The sequence below is a fragment of the Microbacterium dauci genome (genome assembly GCF_030065535.1).
Classification (GTDB): domain Bacteria; phylum Actinomycetota; class Actinomycetes; order Actinomycetales; family Microbacteriaceae; genus Microbacterium; species Microbacterium dauci.
In genome coordinates, this window is the sequence record NZ_JASJND010000001.1 from 475,715 (window position 1) to 491,954 (window position 16,240).

Here is a 16,240-nt window from a genome sequence, read left to right on the forward strand (position 1 = left end):
ACACCATAGAAAGAGATCACATGAAGAAGATGCTTCTGACGGCGACAGCGATCGTCGCCGTGGGTGCTTTCGCCCTCACCGGATGCTCCTCCGAGCGCGGCGGTGGCGACACCGGGACCGGCGGCAGCGACGAGGCTGCAGTGGGCTTCGCGGCCGACGCGACGATCGGTGTCGCGCTTCCCGACAAGACGTCGGAGAACTGGGTCCTCGCGGGCAAGCTGTTCGAGGACGGTCTCGCAGAGGCCGGCTTCCAGGCCGACGTGCAGTACGCTCCGGCGTCGAACACGGTCGCCGAGCAGCAGAACCAGATCCAGGCGATGGTGACGAACGGCGCCAAGGTCATCATCATCGGTGCGAAGGACGGCAAGCAGCTCGCCACGCAGGTGCAGGCGGCGAAAGACGCCGGCGCCACCGTGATCGCGTACGACCGCCTGATCGAGAACACCGACGCGGTCGACTACTACGCCGCGTTCGACAACTTCAAGGTCGGCAACCTGCAGGGCCAGGCGCTGCTCGACGGTCTTGCCGAGCGCGCGGGCCACGAAGCTCCGTACAACATCGAGCTCTTCTCGGGCTCGCCGGACGACGCGAACTCCGCGGTGTTCTTCGATGGCGCCATGGAGGTTCTGCAGCCAAAGATCGACGACGGCACGCTGAACGTCGTCTCCGGCCAGACCGAGATCGCCCAGACGGCAACCGAGGGCTGGCTGGCCGAGAACGCGCAGAACCGCATGGACACGATCCTCACGGGCTCGTACAGCGGCGACACCGTGATCGACGGCGTCCTGTCCCCGAACGACACGCTGGCCCGCGCCATCATCACCTCTGTGCAGCAGGCAGGCAAGCCGGTCCCGGTCGTCACCGGCCAGGACTCCGAGGTCGAGTCGGTCAAGTCGATCATGGAGGGCGTGCAGTACTCCACGATCAACAAGGACACCTCGCTTCTCGTCGCGCAGGCCATCAAGATGGCCCAGCAGTTGCAGAAGGGCGAGGAGGTCGAGGTCAACGACACCGAGTCCTACGACAACGGCGTCAAGGTCGTCCCGGCCTACCTGCTCGACCCGGTCATCGTCACCAAGGAGAACGCCGCCGAGGCGTACGAGAACGTTCCGAGCCTCCTCGAGATCGTCAAGTCCTACGAGTAACACTCTCGCCCTCATCGAGGGCTGAGCGAGCCGTCCGGCCGATCCTCCTCGCGGGGGTCGCTCCGGGCGGCTCGTTCGCGTACTGGGCGCTCGTTGCCGCCGGAGCCGGCTCGCTCAGGGAACCAGCACGATCTTGCCGTCGACGCCGTCTGCGAGGGCACGGTGCGCGTCGGCGGCATCGGCGAGTGCGAACGTCGGGCCGAGTTCCACATCGAGTGCGCCCGCGGCGATGAGCTGCAGGCTCACCGGCACCGCCTCTGCGCGCAGGGCCAGCTGCTGCGCGGTGAGCGGTTCAGGACTGCCGCCCGAGAACGCGCGTATACCGAGGCCCGCGGCATCCACTCCTCGGACGAGGGTCACGATACGACCGCGGTCGTCGACGAGCTCGATCGACGTGCGGAGGGCCTCATCAGTGCCGGCTGCGTCGATCGCGACGGTGACGCCCTGGGGTGCAGCCGCGCGGACTCGATCGGCGAGGCCTTCGCCGTACGCGACGGGTGTCGCGCCGAGTGCTCGCACACGCTCGGCGCGGCGCTCGCTCGTGGTTGCGATCACCGTCGCACCCCAGAGGACGGCGAACTGGATGAGGAACTGCCCGACCGCACCGGAACCGGCGTGCACGAGGACGACGTCGGACGGTCCCACCGCCATCGACCGGAGCGTCTGGTAGGCGGTGCCGGCCGGGATGCCGAGCGCAGCAGCCTGCGCAGCGCTCACCTGCGGCGGGCGAGGAGTGAGGGTGGATGCGGCGACGACGACGTCGGTCGCATACAGCCCTGTCGCGCCCGCGATCGCGACCGCATCGCCCACGCGCAGCCCGTCGACGTCTGCGCCGAGCGCCGTCACGACGCCGGCGCCGTCGAATCCGATACGACGTGGCGAGGTGATCGGCGGCGAGGGGCGGGTGCCGGCGCGGAGCTTCGCGTCGAGAGGATTCACACCCGCAGCTTGAATGCGGACGGCCACGTCGCCCGGACCGGGAGCGGGGATGTCGATGTCGCCGAAGGTGAGGACCTCCGGGCCGCCGAGTGCGAGGTACGTGATCGCGGATGCCATAGTGCCGCCAGCTTACGACGCTGTCTCAGTCCGTTGCGGCGAGGGCCTTCGTGATGCGCTGCAGCGAGACGGGCTCTGCGGTGCCGAGGCGCTGGGCGAACAGGCTCACGCGCAACTCCTCGAGTAGCCATCGTGCGTGGACGAGCCGGGCGGGCGCGCCCGCGGGGAGCGGCGTCGCGCCACCGGCATCCGCGAAGGCAGTCGCCGCGCGCTCGAACTCGGTCATCCGCTGGCGGTCGCGACCCGGGTTGTCGGCGAGGGTGGTCACCCGCTCGAGCGCGCCCTGCAGGTAGCGAGGGAGGCGCGCGAGGCGCGCGGTGCCGGTGCGCGAGACGAACCCGGGGTGGATGAGCCCGGCGACCTGCGCCTTGAGGTCGCCGAGGGCGGCGAGGAGCGTCATCGAGTTCTGCGAGCGGATGCCGCGTTCAACGTCGCGCTGCAGGGTGAGGATCTTCGCCGTCAGCGACACCGTCTGGAAGAGCTCATCGACGACCCGGGCAGAGAACGCGTCACGGGCGGCGGCGAAGCCCGCCTCGTCACGGACGACGGTGTCGCCGAGGACGGCATCGGCGACGGCGACACGGGCGTCTTCGATGAGCGCCTTCGCCGACGGATACGGCGATGCCGCGAGCGCGAGCTTCTCGGGCGCGGTGAGGTGCTCGAGCACGTACGCGGCCGGCGACGGCACGGCGAGGAGCAGCAGTCGGCGGACGCCCGCGCGGGTGAGGGCTGCGGCACGCTCGGGGGTGGCCTCGATGCGGAGTGCAACCGACTCCTTCTCGTCGACCAGTGCGGGGTAGCCGCGCACGACGCCGCCGGCGACCTTCGTGTCGACAACGGTCGGAAGCGTGCCGACGTCCCACGTCGTGATCCCGGTGCGCTCGGCGGGCGCGGCCGCTCCGGATGCCGCGGGCGCGGCCCGCTGCGGGCCGCGTCCCGGTGCTGGCGGGCGGGACACCGACCGGGCGACGGACTCCCGCGCCCGGCCGGCGAGACGCTGCTGGAGCTCGGCGAGGTCTCGCGAGGATCCCACGGCGCGGCCGCGGTGGTCGACGGCACGGAACGAGACGAGGAGGTGTCCGGGGACGCGCTCGAGCTCGAAGTCGGCACCGGTGACGGGCTGGTGCGCGACGCGCTGGATGCGTGCGGCCAGAGCCGCGCGGAGCGTCGAGGCGGGCAGCCCGTCGGTGTCTTCAGGGCCGGTGCCGGCGAGCTCGTCGCCGAGGGTGTTCGCCCAGTCGGCGGCGGGGACGACGTGGCGGCGGATCGTCTTCGGCAGCGCCTTGATGAGCGCCGTGATGAGCTCGGCGCGCATGCCGGGCACCTGCCAGTCGAAGCCGTCCGGTCGCAGCTGCGCCAGGAGCGCGAGCGGCACGACGACGCTGACGCCGTCATCGGGTGCCCCGGGCTCGAACCGGTACGCGAGGGAGAGCACCTGGTCGCCCTGCCGCCAGCGCGCCGGGAAGTCGCTTTCGTCGGTGCGGGCGGACTCGCCGAGAAGATCGGCCTCGGTCATGTCGAGCAGCTTCGGCGTCTGCGACTGCACACCGCGCCACCACGTCTCGAACGAGCGGACGTCGAACACGTCGCGCGGCAGGCGGGTGTCGTAGAAGCGGTAGACGGCTTCGTCGCCGACGAGGATGTCGCGACGGCGCTCGCGTTCCTCGATGCGCTCGAGACGTCGACGGAGGTCGGCGTTGCGCCGCTCGAACGCGGTGAGGCGCTTGTCGAGGTGCGAGACGTTCCACTCGCCCTCGACGAGCGCGTGCCGCAGGAACAGCTCGCGCGCGAGCTCGCGGTCGAGGCGTGCCAGCTGCACCCGGCGGCGCGGGATGATCTCTATGCCGAAGAGCGTGACCTTCTCGGCGGCGACGGCGGCACCGGCATCCTTCGACCAGTGCGGATCACTGATGCTCCGATGCGCGAGGTCGCCGGCGAGCTCTTCGGCCCAGGCCGGGTCGACCTGCGCGACGGTGCGTCCGAACAGGCGCGAGGTCTCGACGAGCTCGGCCGCCATGACCGCGTCGGGCGACGCCTTCTTGAGGCCGGACCCGGGGAAGATCGCGAACGATGCACCCCGCGCACCGCGGTACTGGGCGAGCGGCTTGCGCGCACCCTTCTTCTTGGGGTCAGCGATGACCGAGCGGGTATCGAGGATGCCGAGGTGCGAGAGCAGCCCCGACAGGATGGCGCGGTGAACGGCGTCGGGATCTGCGGAGCCTTCGCCTGTGGCCGCCTTCGCCCGGGAGAGGGCGTGCAACTGGCGGTGGACGTCGAACCATTCGCGCACCCGCACGTAGTTGAGGTGCTCGCTGCGGCAGAGGCGCCGGAACGCGCTGGAACCGAGCTCGCGCTGCTGCTCGCGGAGGTGGTTCCAGAGGTTCAAGAGCGAGAGGAAGTCGCTTGTCGGGTCGGTGAACCGGGCGTGGAACCGATCCGCCTCCTCGCGGCGCTCCTCGGGGCGCTCGCGGACGTCCTGGATCGAGAGGCCGGCGACGATCGCGAGGACGTCGCGGGAGACGCCGAGCTTCTCGGCCTCGAGCAGCATTCGGGCGAAGCGCGGGTCGATCGGGAGGCGTGAGATGCGCCGACCGAGCGGCGTGAGCTTCAGCGCGCCGGTCTTGCCGGTGACGGCGCGGAGCTCGGTGAGGAGCTCGACGGCTGCCTTCACGCCGCGGGAGTCGGGCTTTGTGAGGAATGGGAACTCGGTGACGTCGCCGAAGCCGAGCGCGAGCATCTGCAGGATGACCGAGGCGAGCGATGTGCGCAGGATCTCGGGCTCGGTGAACTCCGGGCGGCCGCGGAAGTCCTCTTCGGCGTAGAGGCGTATCGCGATGCCGGGGGAGGTGCGGCCGGCGCGACCGCTGCGCTGCTGCGCCGACGCTTGCGACACCGCCTCGATCGGCAGGCGCTGCACCTTGGAGCGGACGCTGTAGCGCGAGATGCGCGCGGTGCCGGTGTCGACGACGTAGCGGATGCCGGGCACCGTGAGGCTCGTCTCGGCGACGTTGGTCGCGAGGATGATCCGGCGCCGGACGCCCGCGATGCGCGAGGGCTCGAAGACGCGGTGCTGCTCGGCCGCAGAGAGGCGGCCGTAGAGGGGGAGGACCTCGGTCGGGCGCGCGTCGCCGCGGTACATGCCGTTCACGGCATCGGCGGCATCCCGGATCTCGGCTTCGCCGGGGAAGAAGACGAGGACGTCGCCGTCGGGCTCGCGGTCGAGTTCGCGGAGGGCGGCGACGAGGCCATCGACGTCGTCTTCGGTCTCGTCGTGCGCGCGGTAGCGGATTTCGACCGGGAACGTTCGCCCGGAGACTTCGATGATGGGCGCCGGCGTGCGCGTGCCGTCGCGCGCGGTGGACGCGAAGTGCGCCGCGAAGCTCTCGGGGTCGATCGTCGCCGAGGTGATGACGACTTTGAGGTCGGGGCGTTCGGGCAGGATGCGGGCGAGGTAGCCGAGCAGGAAGTCGACGTTGAGGGACCGCTCGTGGGCCTCGTCGACGATGATCGTGTCGTAGCGACGGAGCAGTCGGTCGCGGTGGATCTCGTTCAGCAGGATGCCGTCGGTCATGAGGGTGACCTGGGTGGCATCCGTCACCTCGTCGGTGAACCGGACCTTGTAGCCGATCGCGCCGCCGAGCGGCACCTGGACTTCGTGCGCGAGGCGCTCGGCGATGGAGCGGGCGGCGATGCGGCGGGGCTGGGTGTGCGCGATCTTGGTGCGGCCGAGCTCGAGGCAGATCTTCGGCAGCTGCGTCGTCTTGCCCGACCCGGTCGCGCCGGCGACGATGACCACCTGCGAGGTCTCGATGGCGCGCGCGATCTCGTCCCGCGCGGCGCTGACGGGCAGCTCCGGGGGATACGAGATGACGGGGACGGGTGCGGACACAGCCCTCGATCGTATCGCGGCGGCGCGGGTGAGGGAGCGCCGATCGAATCCCCTGCTCGCCCCGCGAGCGCAGCGAGTCGAAACGCCCGAACGGAGTGGGCCGTCAGAACGGCGGGAGGGTGACGTCGGCAGGGGTGAACGCGACGGCCGGTACCGGTGCGTCTTCTCTGTAGATCCTGCCGAGGGGTGAGGTCCATTCGAGGACGCCACCCGACAGTTGTCGGACCCTCCAACACGTGAACTGCTTCATCGAGTGATGTCGCTGACAGAGATGACAGAGATTGCAGGTGTGGGTCTTGCCGCCGAGCGCGTGATCCACGTTGTGGTCGACCTCACACCGGACGGCGGCTTGCCGGCACCCGGGGAAACGGCAGTGCTGGTCGCGAGCTTGCAGATATCGGCGCATCTTCTCCGGCGCCCGGTACGAATCGACCGCAAGCACGGCTCCGGTAATCGGGTGGGTGACGAGCCGCTCCCACCGGCTGTTTCCTGCCGCGAGTTGACGAGCGGCGGCCGCATCGATGGGGGAGCGGCCGACGAGGTCGCACGCGTCGTGGTCGTCGCCGGCGAGTGCGTGCGCGGGGATCACGACCTGGATGCGTGCGCGAATCTTCCCGAGCGGGCCGGCCGAGGTGTCGCGCGTGTCGTCGAGCGCTGGCGTTCCGGCGAGGAGCAGGTCGGCGAAGAGGTCGGCGCGAACCTGGTCCATGGTGCGGGCGTCGGTGGAGACGATCTCAGCGCGGGATTCGTCACTGCCGTCAATCCCGAGGGTCAGGCCACCACCGGCCGCGCGCTCGCCACGCGTGTCGATGATCGCGCGGCCCATCTGGGTGAGCCGGTCGTGGATGCCCTCCGCGATCGCGGTCGGCATCTTCGCGATCAGCTCGCTCATCCCGTCGCTGCCGGGCACGATCCGCACGCACCGACCGGCCGCGGCTGCTTCGTGACGCTCCGCGAACGACCGCGGGTGCAGGTGCTGCGCGAGCATCTCCAACGCCGGGCGAACCCGGTTGGGGGTGTCGCGTTCGCACGTCGGGATCGCGGCATCCGCGAACGTGCCCCGCAACTCGGGTGGCAGCACCGAGCCGGCGGCGACGATCGTGAGGACATGCCCGCGCACGATCCGGCCCGACTCCCACGCGTCGACCACGCTCGGGTAGTCCTCGACGATCGTGCGGGCCTCATCGATCCGGCGTTGCATGGTCCGGTCGGCGACCCGCATGATCCCGCCGAGCTCCGCGGCGATCGACCTGAGCACCATGTCGTGTTCGCGGACCCGCGCGGGGGACCCGGCGGCGGTCTTCTCGGCCAGCGCAGCCGCGGCGGCGAGGAGCCGGACTTCGCGGATCTGCACGGCCGCGGCATCCCGAGCCAGACCCTCCATCCCGTGCGCGAGCCCGGCGAGCGACGCCATGAAGGCGTCCGATCCGGGAGTCTCTGCGGGGCTGGTCATACCTCCATTCTGGTGAGGGGGTACGACATTGAGGGGGTCGATTCGGATTTGTGAACCCCAGGTCAATATGAGAAAACGTTCATGCTTCGTGGGTCGATCGCCCCTGTCCTGGCGGGTGTTCGAGGGTGTGGCATCCGCTGATCGTCAGGCGTTTCGTCTCGGTCGCTCTGCTCCCTCGCTCAACGACCGGATCTCCGCCGGGCGGGTCAGCGGTCGCCGGCGTCCTCGTCGAGGAGCGGCAGGTCGGCGGCCGTCACGAGGCGCGAGAGGATCGCGTGCTCGACGAGCCGCGCACGGCGGTTGGTGGCGAGCTTGCCGCCGCCGCCGCGGAGCCCCTGCACGCCCTCGCGGTCGAACTTGTCGCAGACGTTGTCGAGCTTGCGGTTGAAGGTCGTGAGCGGCCAGCCGAGCCGCTGCGCCGCGGCCGCAGACGACGGGATCTGGCTCGAACCCATCATCCCGCCGCGCAGGATCGGCTCGCACAGTGCGACAAGCAGCTGCTTCTGGCTGATCGTCAGCGGCACCGCACCGATCGTCGTGCCGCCGTCGGTCGCGTCGTCGGCCGGCAGCTCACGACCGGTGAACCGCGCCGCGTCGTTGCGGATCGTGAACTCGTACGTGTACGAGCCCGCGGTGAACATGACGAGCAGCTCCGGAAACACGAGCGGCACCCGTGTGCCCGGACCGAGCATCGCCTGGTACGCGCCGTCGGCGGTGGCGAGGGCGACCGAGATCGACTTGCCCGTGTTCGCGAGCCACCACAGATCCTGCGCCGACTCGACCTCGAGCAACCGCCGGTGCAGGTACGGGTTCGTGTCGATCACGAGGTCGGCATCACGACCGATCGAGTACACGGTGCCCGGCACGGGGTAGAACCACTCGCCACAGAATTCGATCCCGAGTTTCGCGGTCGTGTGCTCGGCCGTCTGTTCGATGTCGCCCGTCATCCGGGTCCCCCTCCGATGATCCAAAGGATGCCGGTGACCGCCCCTCCTGCGATCACCACACCGCCCGCCACCACGGCGAACAGCACCCCGCGCCGCGGTCGCGGCGGGGGAGTGGACGAACCGACCGCCTCGGGCGCGGTCGGCGGTGCCACGGGATTGCGGGTGACCGGCGCCGGGGCGTCGGCACGCGGCCGGTAGATCGCCCGCGCAGCGACCACACCAGGGACGGTCGCCGCGCGCGGCGTGTCCGCGCGACCGTGCGCGACGCCGGTGTCGACCTCGCTGATGCTGCGGGCGTCGACGGCGCGGCGCTGCACGATTGTTTCGTCGTCTGCAGGCGTCTCGTCGGCCGCAGGGGTCTCGTCGGCCGTGGGTGGCTCGTCGACCTGCGGCGCATCGGCGGTGCGCTCCGGGACGTCGGTGTCCTCGATCAGCCGCTCGACGCGCCGGGCCACCAGCGCGGTGCGGTCGTCCGGCACCTCGGGAACGTCGGTCGTCTCGATGACCGGGTCGAGGCGACGGCGAGAGAGCGTCGTGCGCTCGTCCGCGGCATCCGCGTCGGCAGCGTCAGGGACAGCCGTATCGTCGATCAGTTCGGATCGCCGGGCGGACAGGACGGTGTGCTCGTCCGTCAGCGGGACGTCGTCCGAGGTGATCGGCGCGAACCGGGGCGCCGCGATGCTCGTACGGTCGTCGACCTCTTCGGCCGCCCGCCGTGCGGACAGCGTCGTGTGGTCGTCGGGCTCCTCCGCGGCGCGCCGGGCCGACAGGGTGGTGCGCTCGTCGGGCGAGAACGGGTCAGTCATGTGCCCGCCTCCGCGCCGAGGGCACCGTCGACACCTCGATCGTGCCGGTCGCCAACCCGCTCGTCATGAGGCCGCCGGTCGTGTCTTCGAGACTCGGATGGATGCCGCCGCCGACGACGTCCACCACGATCGCGGTCACGTTGTCGCGGCCGCCGTGCGCCAGCGCCTGCGCGACGAGCGACCCCGCCGTATGGATGGGGGAGCCGCCCACGAGAAGACCGGCGCGGATCGCTTCGTCGGTGATCTCGCCCGACAGGCCGTCCGAGCAGATGAGCAGCCGCTCGCCGGTGACGGCTGGCAGCAACCAGTAATCGGCGGGGCTGCGCTCGCCGCCGACGGCCCGGGTGATGACGTTGCGCGCCCCGTACCCCGACACCTGCTCGCGGGTGAGTCGACCGGCATCCACCATCTCCTGCGCGATGGAGTGGTCGATGGTCAGCTGCTCGAGACGCTCCGACAGCAGGCGGTAGACGCGGGAGTCGCCGATGTTGACGACGAGCCATCGCGGGTGGCCGTCTTGGACGACCGCGACGATGCCGGTCACGGTCGATCCGGCGCCACGGGTCGTTCCGGCAGCGATCGCGGCGACGGCGGCGTGCGCCGCGTACACCGCTTGCGAGACCTCTTCGGGCGCGACGTCGCTGCGGCCGACGAGCGGGCGGAACGCGTCGATGACGGCGGCCGAGGCCCGGTCGCCGGCTTCGTGCCCGCCCATCCCGTCGGCAACGAGGTAGACCGGGAAGCTCGCGAGGTACGAGTCTTCGTTGACCGGCCGGCGCAGCCCGGGGTCGGTCAGCGCGCCGCTGATCACCTCGAGATGCGTGCTCGGCTCCGGTCCCCGCATGTCAGCCTTCCGAGAGGTGCAGTTCGGCGTCGCCGAGCAGGAACCGGCCGGTGACGACGGTCGGCGCGGTGACCTCGGTTTCGGCGTCGCTCGCGCCGACGAAGACGCCGTTGGTGGATGCCAGGTCGCTGACGAGCCAGCGGTCGCCGTCGCGGCGGAGCAGGGCGTGGGTCTTCGACACAGTGCGGGTGACGTCGTCGATCGGGACCCGCTGCGCGCCGGGCGTCTCGGCGGGTGCGACCGGGTTGCGCCCCAGCACGGCGGTGTCACCGAGCAGGGACACGGTCGTACCGCCGGGGAGCGTGAGGGTCGTCGTGGCCGTGCGCCGGTGCGCCGCGAGGATCGTGTGGTCCTCGACCTCGTCGAATGCCGCGGCCGGCGCGGGCGTCGGAGCCGGCGCGGGGGTCGGAGGTGCAGCCGGGGGCATCGGCGCGGGAGCGGCCGGTGCAGGAGCGGCCGGGGCAGGAGCCGCGGGCGCAGGTCCCGCCGCTGCAGGAGCCGCCGCAGCCGGTGCCGGTGGCAGCCACGGGTTCGCGCCGGCGGCCGGCGTCGGGAGCGGCGCGCCGCCGGGCGGGACGGGCAGCGCGGCGGTGGCGGCGCCGGGTGCGAACCCCGCCGCGGCCGGGACGGTCGCCGGTGCGCCGGGGACGATCGGCGCGCCACCGCGGCCGTGCCACGCAGCGGTGCCCCAGCCGACGATGCTCGCCCACACCGGGAAGAGCAGCACGCCGAGGAACGTGAACGGCAGGCCGAGCGCGAAGCCGCGATTCAGCGCGGTGAACATCCGCACCGCCAGGATGAGGACGAAGATCGCGAACGCCGTCCACAGCACGAGGGGGACGATCGTCGCAAGCACCATGACGCCGGTGGCGGACGTGCTGCCGCTGAACGCGGCATCCACGACGGCATCGGCGAGCAGCGCGGCCATGATCGCCGACACGACGAGGACCACCGCCCCGGCGGCCGCCTGGACGACCGCCCACCAGCCCTTCATGCCGGCGAGCTCGAACAGGGTCCACATGTTCACGACCGGCACCCACGCCTTCCAGGCGGGCTGCCCCACCTTACGGAAGACCGCGGTGAGGGCGAGCGCGAGCCAGACGTAGACGCCGGCGAGGAGGACGAGTTGCACGAGGTTCGCCACGATCGAGAGCCCGTCGAACGCGGCACCGCCGATTCCCGTCGCGACTGCTTGGACCATCTCCGTCATCTCGCCCACCGTTCTTCCCGATCCCGCATGCCCGTCTCCGACACCCTATCCACGTCGTCCGCGCCCCTTCCGGCGGCCGCGGCGCTCATCACGGCGTCGGAGCGAGCGCAGCGAGGCGCGCGCGCGCCACCGCCGCCACCAGCCCAACTCACCGGCGAAGCGGGCCCGCTCGGCGTCGACGATCCGCCAGAACTCCGCGTTCTCGGCATCCGAGGGCGGCGTCGCATCGAACACCGAGCGGTCTGCCAACGTCGCCAGTCGTGCGCCCTCGCCCGCATAGAGCGCCGCGAGCTCCTGCCGGGTCTGCGTCTGCGGCACCGGGTAGCCGTGGTCGACGGCGGTGTCGACGAACTCCTGCCAGCCGCCGGTGAATCGGTCGACGACGTGCGCGGCGCGTCGGCGCGAGCGGCGCCTGACCGCCTTCGCGATCAGGACGACCAGGAGCGGGCCGAACAGCACGACGAGGCCCAGCAGCGAGATCCCCGTCACCCGGAGCGCGAACCACAGGCCGCTGAGGTCGGCCTGCTCCTCGGTCGTGTCCTCCGCACGCTCGGTGCCGTCCGACGGACTCGCATCGGCGGGGAGCACCGACTCGGCGTTCTCCCGCCGGACATCGGTGGGGTTCTCGGGATCCTGACGCTGCTCGAGGTCGGGGGACGGGAACGACTCGGACTGCGGCGTCGCGTCGATCGCGGTCCAGGTGCCCGCGGCATCCTGCACCTCCACCCACGCCGCAAGATCCCCGCCGCGGCACGTGCCGTCGTCGTCGCACGCGGGCAGGCCGTCGTCCCCGCGCAGGCGCGTCCCCACGACGACACGGGACTCGAACCCGAGCTGATCGGCGATGAGCATCGCGGCGACCGCGAACTGCTCATCGTCGCCGATGCCCGACACGAGCGCGGCATCCGAGGCGTCACCCATCTCGCGTTGGCGCGCGAGGAGTTCGCTGAACAGTACGCCGATGCGGTCGGTGGAGTGCCCCGCGCGGCTGGGCTGGAAGTCCTCGATGCCGAGATCGCGCATCCAGACGGGCGCGGCATCGGCGTCGGCATCGGCGGACAGCGCGTGGCTGAGGTAGCCGCGCGCCCGCAGTCGGTCGATGAGCGTCTCGAGTCCGGCGCCACCGGTCGGTGCCCCCTGCGCCTCGATCCATTCGGTGAGCGACTCGGGGACGAGGTCGGTGGGCAGGCTCGGTCCGCTGCGCGCGGGGACGAGGGATGCCACGGCCGTGGCATCCGCCTCGACGACGGCTTCGAGCCGGTACGCATCACCGGGCTCGAGGCCACCGCCCTCGAGTTCCACGGCAGTGCCGGTGGCGGCGTTGTGGAAGAACCCGTCCGCGAGGGCTGATGCGCGCGCACCGTCGAACGCGATCGTGTGCAGCTGTCCGACCGTCGGCACCCAGATCCCGCCGAGGTCGCCGACGCCGACCTCGATCGTGGTGGTCGCGCTGGCCGTGTCGATCTGGGATGGCACCCGGGTGAACGCGGTGGTCGGGTCGAGGAGGCCGGCGTCGGGGTCGACGGCGCGGACCGTGCGACCGTCGTAGAACGGCAGTGTCGCGATGCGCACCCGGTCGACCTGCTCGGGAGCGGCCACCGTGAACAACGTCGCTTCGTAGGCGTCATCGCCGAACGACGCCCGGTACTCGGCGAGTGGACTGAGGGTCTGCGCGACCTCGAGGAAGGGGTCGACGGCGGCGCGGGCGACGTCGCGGGAACGATCCGCGAGCGCCCACGGCGCCCAGAGCGCGGCGCCGGCGACGGATGCCACGACCATCGCAACCGCGACAGCGGCGCGTCCGGCGAGGCCGCGGGTCGCGCGGCCGGTCGTGCGCACGCCGCTCGCGGCGGCGGTCTGGCGCAGCGCGCGGCGGCGGTCGTCGCGCATCCGCCAGATGACGACCGCGAGCGCCGCGACGAGCGCCGCGGCGCCGACGAGTGTCTCGATCTGCACGGCGAACCCGGCGAAGCGGAGGGGGGCGGACAGGCCGCGGGCACCGAACACGACGCCGAACACCGTCAGTCCGAGCGCGGCCGGGACGGCGAGCCACCACCACCGCCGCGACCGCCACGCCAGCGAGAGCGCCGCGGTCGGGAGGGCGATGAACAGGAACAGGACGGGCGCGAGGGTGGTCTGGTAACTGCCGAGCGGAAGCTCGAGGGTGAGGAGGTCCTTCCACCCGGTCGCCGGGGCGATGAGGATGCCCACGAGTGCGCGGAGCGCCGTGGGCACCGAGACGAGGCTGCCGGGCGCCGCCACCGGCAGCCCGAGCACGGCATACGCGCCGAGTGCGGCGAGCGCGGTCCACCAGCCCGACCAGCGCCAGCGCGTGCCGAGGGCCGCGACGGCGTGCGCGGCGACGAGCCCGGCCCCGACCGCGATGAGGAACACGGGACTGCGGTAGATCGGCCAGGCGGCGACGGCGCCGACCGCGAAGAGGACGTTCAGGAGCGCGGCCTGCACGAGCAGGAACCGCCAGCGGTCGGCGGTCGCCCGCGCGGTGCGGGTCTCGCGGAGCGCCCGGCGCGAATCGTTCACGACTGCGCCCCCTTCGCGAGGAGCTGCCGCAGGTCATCGAGCAGGCCGATCGAGATGACGGTCATCGCGCCGAGTCGCTTGATGCCGGGCTGCGCGGTCGGCGCGCAGACGAGCGCGGCGACCGTAACTTCGGGTCCGAACGCGAGGGCCGCGGTCTGCAGCTGCGTCGGCGTCAGCGTCGAACCGCAGATCAGGAAGGCGATCGACACGTCGGGGTGCGCTTCAGCGGCGAGCGCCGCCACGTCGCGCAGGGGATTCACCCGCTCGGACCGGTCGACGCCGGAGAGGTCGTCGAGCAGGGTGCGCGACGACACCGTGGTGAGTTCGCGGATGCTGCGGACGGCGCGGCGCGCGAACTCGGGCACGTCGCCGCCGACGATGACGTCGACGTCGCGTCCGTCGCGGATGCCGCGGACCCCGACGGATGCCGCGGCGCTGACGGCCAGCTCGAACTCGTCGTCGCTCTCGTACTCGTCGTCCCCGAGGGAGAGGGCGATGACCATGCGGGAGCGCCGGGTCTCTTCGTACTGGCGCACCATCAGATCGCCGGTCTTCGCCGTCGACTTCCAGTGGATCTGGCGGGGGGAGTCGCCGGGGACGTAGGGGCGGAGCGCGTGGAACGAGAAGTCCGCGTCGACGATCGTGCGGGATGCCGCGCCCTCGAGGTCACGGACGAAGCCGGCGGCCGTGCTGCGCAGCGCCGTCGTCATCGGGTGGATGTAGAGCGTGTGGGTGTCCTCCCACGTCGCTTCGCGGGTCAGGATGCCGAGGGGGTCGCCCCGCACCGTGCGGGCGGGCCCGATGGTGAGCACACCGCGCCGCATCGTGGGGATCACGACGGGCTCGCGGATCTCGTGCGTCGGGCGCAGGAGCGGGACGTGCACGTCGACGAGCCCGTCACCGACCGGGACGTCGACACGGCCAGGCAGAGCGGTGCTCCGCCCGACGTTCGTGACGACGAGTTCACCCTCGACCGGCGTTCCTGCGACGACCCGGTCGTGCTCGAGGAGCAGGCGGACGTCGTACGCTCGCGCGCTGAACAGGAACGGCACCGAGCACACCAGCAGCACGGTTGCGGCTGCACCGGCGACCGCGAACTCGAGCAGCCCGAATCCGAGGCCGAGCCCGAGTCCCGCCACCGCGACGCCGAGTGCGATCCACCCGGCGGGCGTGACCGTCTCGACGATCCACCGACCCGTCCGCTCAGCGACCGCCCGGACGCGTCGCCACGTCTGCACGCCACGGACCGCGAGGACCGTCGTGGACCTCGCGGTGTCGCCGTAGCGGGTGCGGGCGAATCCCGTGGACGTCGCCGTCCGCGTGAGTCGCGACTCGGTGTGGAAGCTCACGCCCCCTCTTTCCGAGCGGCATCCGCCTGGCCCTGTTCACGGGCGCTGGGCGGGGCGACATCGAGGAGCACCTGGCCGATGACCGCGCCCGGGGTGACACCGTCGAACTCGGCTTCGGGGTCGAGGATGAGTCGGTGCGCGAGCACGGGCCCGGCGAGCGCCTTCACGTCATCGGGGGTCACGTAGCTGCGCCCGTGTGCGAGCGCCCACGTGCGCGAGGCCTTCGTCAGCGCGAGTGCACCGCGCACGCTCACGCCGAGGCGCACTTCGGTCGCCAATCGCGTCGCTTCGACGAGGCGGGCGATGTAGTCGAGGACGAGCGGGCCGAGGTACGCGCCGCGGGCGATGTCGGCCATGCTCACGACTCCCTGCGGCGTGATGACGGGCCCGACGTCGCGGCGTCCGCCGCTCGACCCCTCGAGGATCCGCACGGTCGCGGCGTGGTCGGGGTAGCCGAGACTCGCTTTCATGAGGAAGCGGTCGAGCTGCGCTTCGGGGAGGCGGTACGTGCCCGCCTGCTCCACGGGGTTCTGCGTCGCGACGACGAGGAACGGGATGCCGACCGGTCGGCTGACCCCGTCGACCGTGACCTGGCCCTCCTCCATCACCTCGAGCAGCGCCGACTGGGTCTTAGGGGAGGCGCGGTTGATCTCGTCGGCGAGGACGACGTTGGCGAAGATCGGACCCTGGTGGAACTCGAACTCGCCGCGACGCTGGTCGTAGACGGTGATGCCGGTCACGTCGCCGGGCAGCAGGTCGGGCGTGAACTGGATGCGCGAGCTCGTGCCCTGCACGGACTGCCCCATCGCACGCGCGAGCGACGTCTTGCCGGTGCCGGGGTAGTCCTCGAGCAGCAGGTGCCCCTCCGAGACCATTGCGGTGAACGCGAGCTCGATCACGTGGCGCTTGCCGAGCACGACCTGGTCGACGTTGTCGACGAGCCTCGTGAAGGTCTCGTGGAACCAGGTGCTCTGGTCCTGGGTGATCGTCATCGTGTTCC

11 protein-coding genes are annotated in these 16,240 nt (G+C 71.5%); 1 reads left to right on the top strand and 10 read right to left on the bottom strand.

Going from position 1 to position 16,240, the window contains the following annotated elements:
• Positions 1 to 20: 20 nt before the first annotated feature.
• Positions 21 to 1,145 (top strand): substrate-binding domain-containing protein, encoded by a 1,125-nt coding sequence (locus QNI14_RS02365; protein ID WP_283714579.1) that lies wholly within the window; start codon positions 21 to 23, stop codon positions 1,143 to 1,145.
• Positions 1,146 to 1,259: 114 nt separating this feature from the next.
• On the opposite strand, the gene QNI14_RS02370 is transcribed toward QNI14_RS02365, so the two are convergent.
• The 10 genes from QNI14_RS02370 to QNI14_RS02415 form a co-directional block, all read right to left on the bottom strand.
• On the bottom strand, positions 1,260 to 2,201 hold the full coding sequence (locus QNI14_RS02370; protein ID WP_283714580.1) for a quinone oxidoreductase family protein: 942 nt from the start codon (positions 2,199 to 2,201) through the stop codon (positions 1,260 to 1,262).
• Positions 2,202 to 2,226: 25 nt separating this feature from the next.
• Positions 2,227 to 6,090, bottom strand: coding sequence for an ATP-dependent RNA helicase HrpA (gene hrpA, locus QNI14_RS02375; protein WP_430539228.1), 3,864 nt, complete (start codon positions 6,088 to 6,090; stop codon positions 2,227 to 2,229).
• Positions 6,091 to 6,193: 103 nt separating this feature from the next.
• Entirely contained in the window at positions 6,194 to 7,543 is a 1,350-nt protein-coding gene (locus QNI14_RS02380; protein ID WP_283714581.1) for an HNH endonuclease, read from the bottom strand.
• 206 nt (positions 7,544 to 7,749) lie between these two features.
• Entirely contained in the window at positions 7,750 to 8,490 is a 741-nt protein-coding gene (locus QNI14_RS02385) for an FHA domain-containing protein (protein ID WP_283714582.1), read from the bottom strand.
• Complete coding sequence (locus tag QNI14_RS02390) at positions 8,487 to 9,296, bottom strand: hypothetical protein (protein WP_283714583.1); 810 nt, start codon at positions 9,294 to 9,296, stop codon at positions 8,487 to 8,489. Before QNI14_RS02390 ends, QNI14_RS02385 begins: the two co-directional genes overlap by 4 nt.
• Positions 9,289 to 10,140, bottom strand: a complete 852-nt coding sequence (locus QNI14_RS02395) for a PP2C family protein-serine/threonine phosphatase (protein WP_283714584.1) — start codon at positions 10,138 to 10,140, stop codon at positions 9,289 to 9,291. The genes QNI14_RS02390 and QNI14_RS02395 overlap by 8 nt, the downstream gene beginning before the upstream one ends.
• Before the next feature lies 1 nt (position 10,141).
• Positions 10,142 to 11,350, bottom strand: coding sequence for an FHA domain-containing protein (locus QNI14_RS02400; RefSeq protein WP_283714585.1), 1,209 nt, complete (start codon positions 11,348 to 11,350; stop codon positions 10,142 to 10,144).
• Positions 11,351 to 11,395: 45 nt separating this feature from the next.
• A complete protein-coding gene (locus tag QNI14_RS02405) occupies positions 11,396 to 13,891 on the bottom strand; it encodes a transglutaminase domain-containing protein (protein WP_283714586.1) in 2,496 nt (831 codons plus the stop codon).
• Positions 13,888 to 15,240 (bottom strand): DUF58 domain-containing protein, encoded by a 1,353-nt coding sequence (locus tag QNI14_RS02410; RefSeq protein ID WP_283714587.1) that lies wholly within the window; start codon positions 15,238 to 15,240, stop codon positions 13,888 to 13,890. The genes QNI14_RS02405 and QNI14_RS02410 overlap by 4 nt, the downstream gene beginning before the upstream one ends.
• Positions 15,237 to 16,232: an AAA family ATPase gene (locus QNI14_RS02415; protein ID WP_283714588.1), complete on the bottom strand. Its 996-nt coding sequence runs from the start codon at positions 16,230 to 16,232 to the stop codon at positions 15,237 to 15,239. Before QNI14_RS02415 ends, QNI14_RS02410 begins: the two co-directional genes overlap by 4 nt.
• Positions 16,233 to 16,240 lie beyond the last annotated feature (8 nt).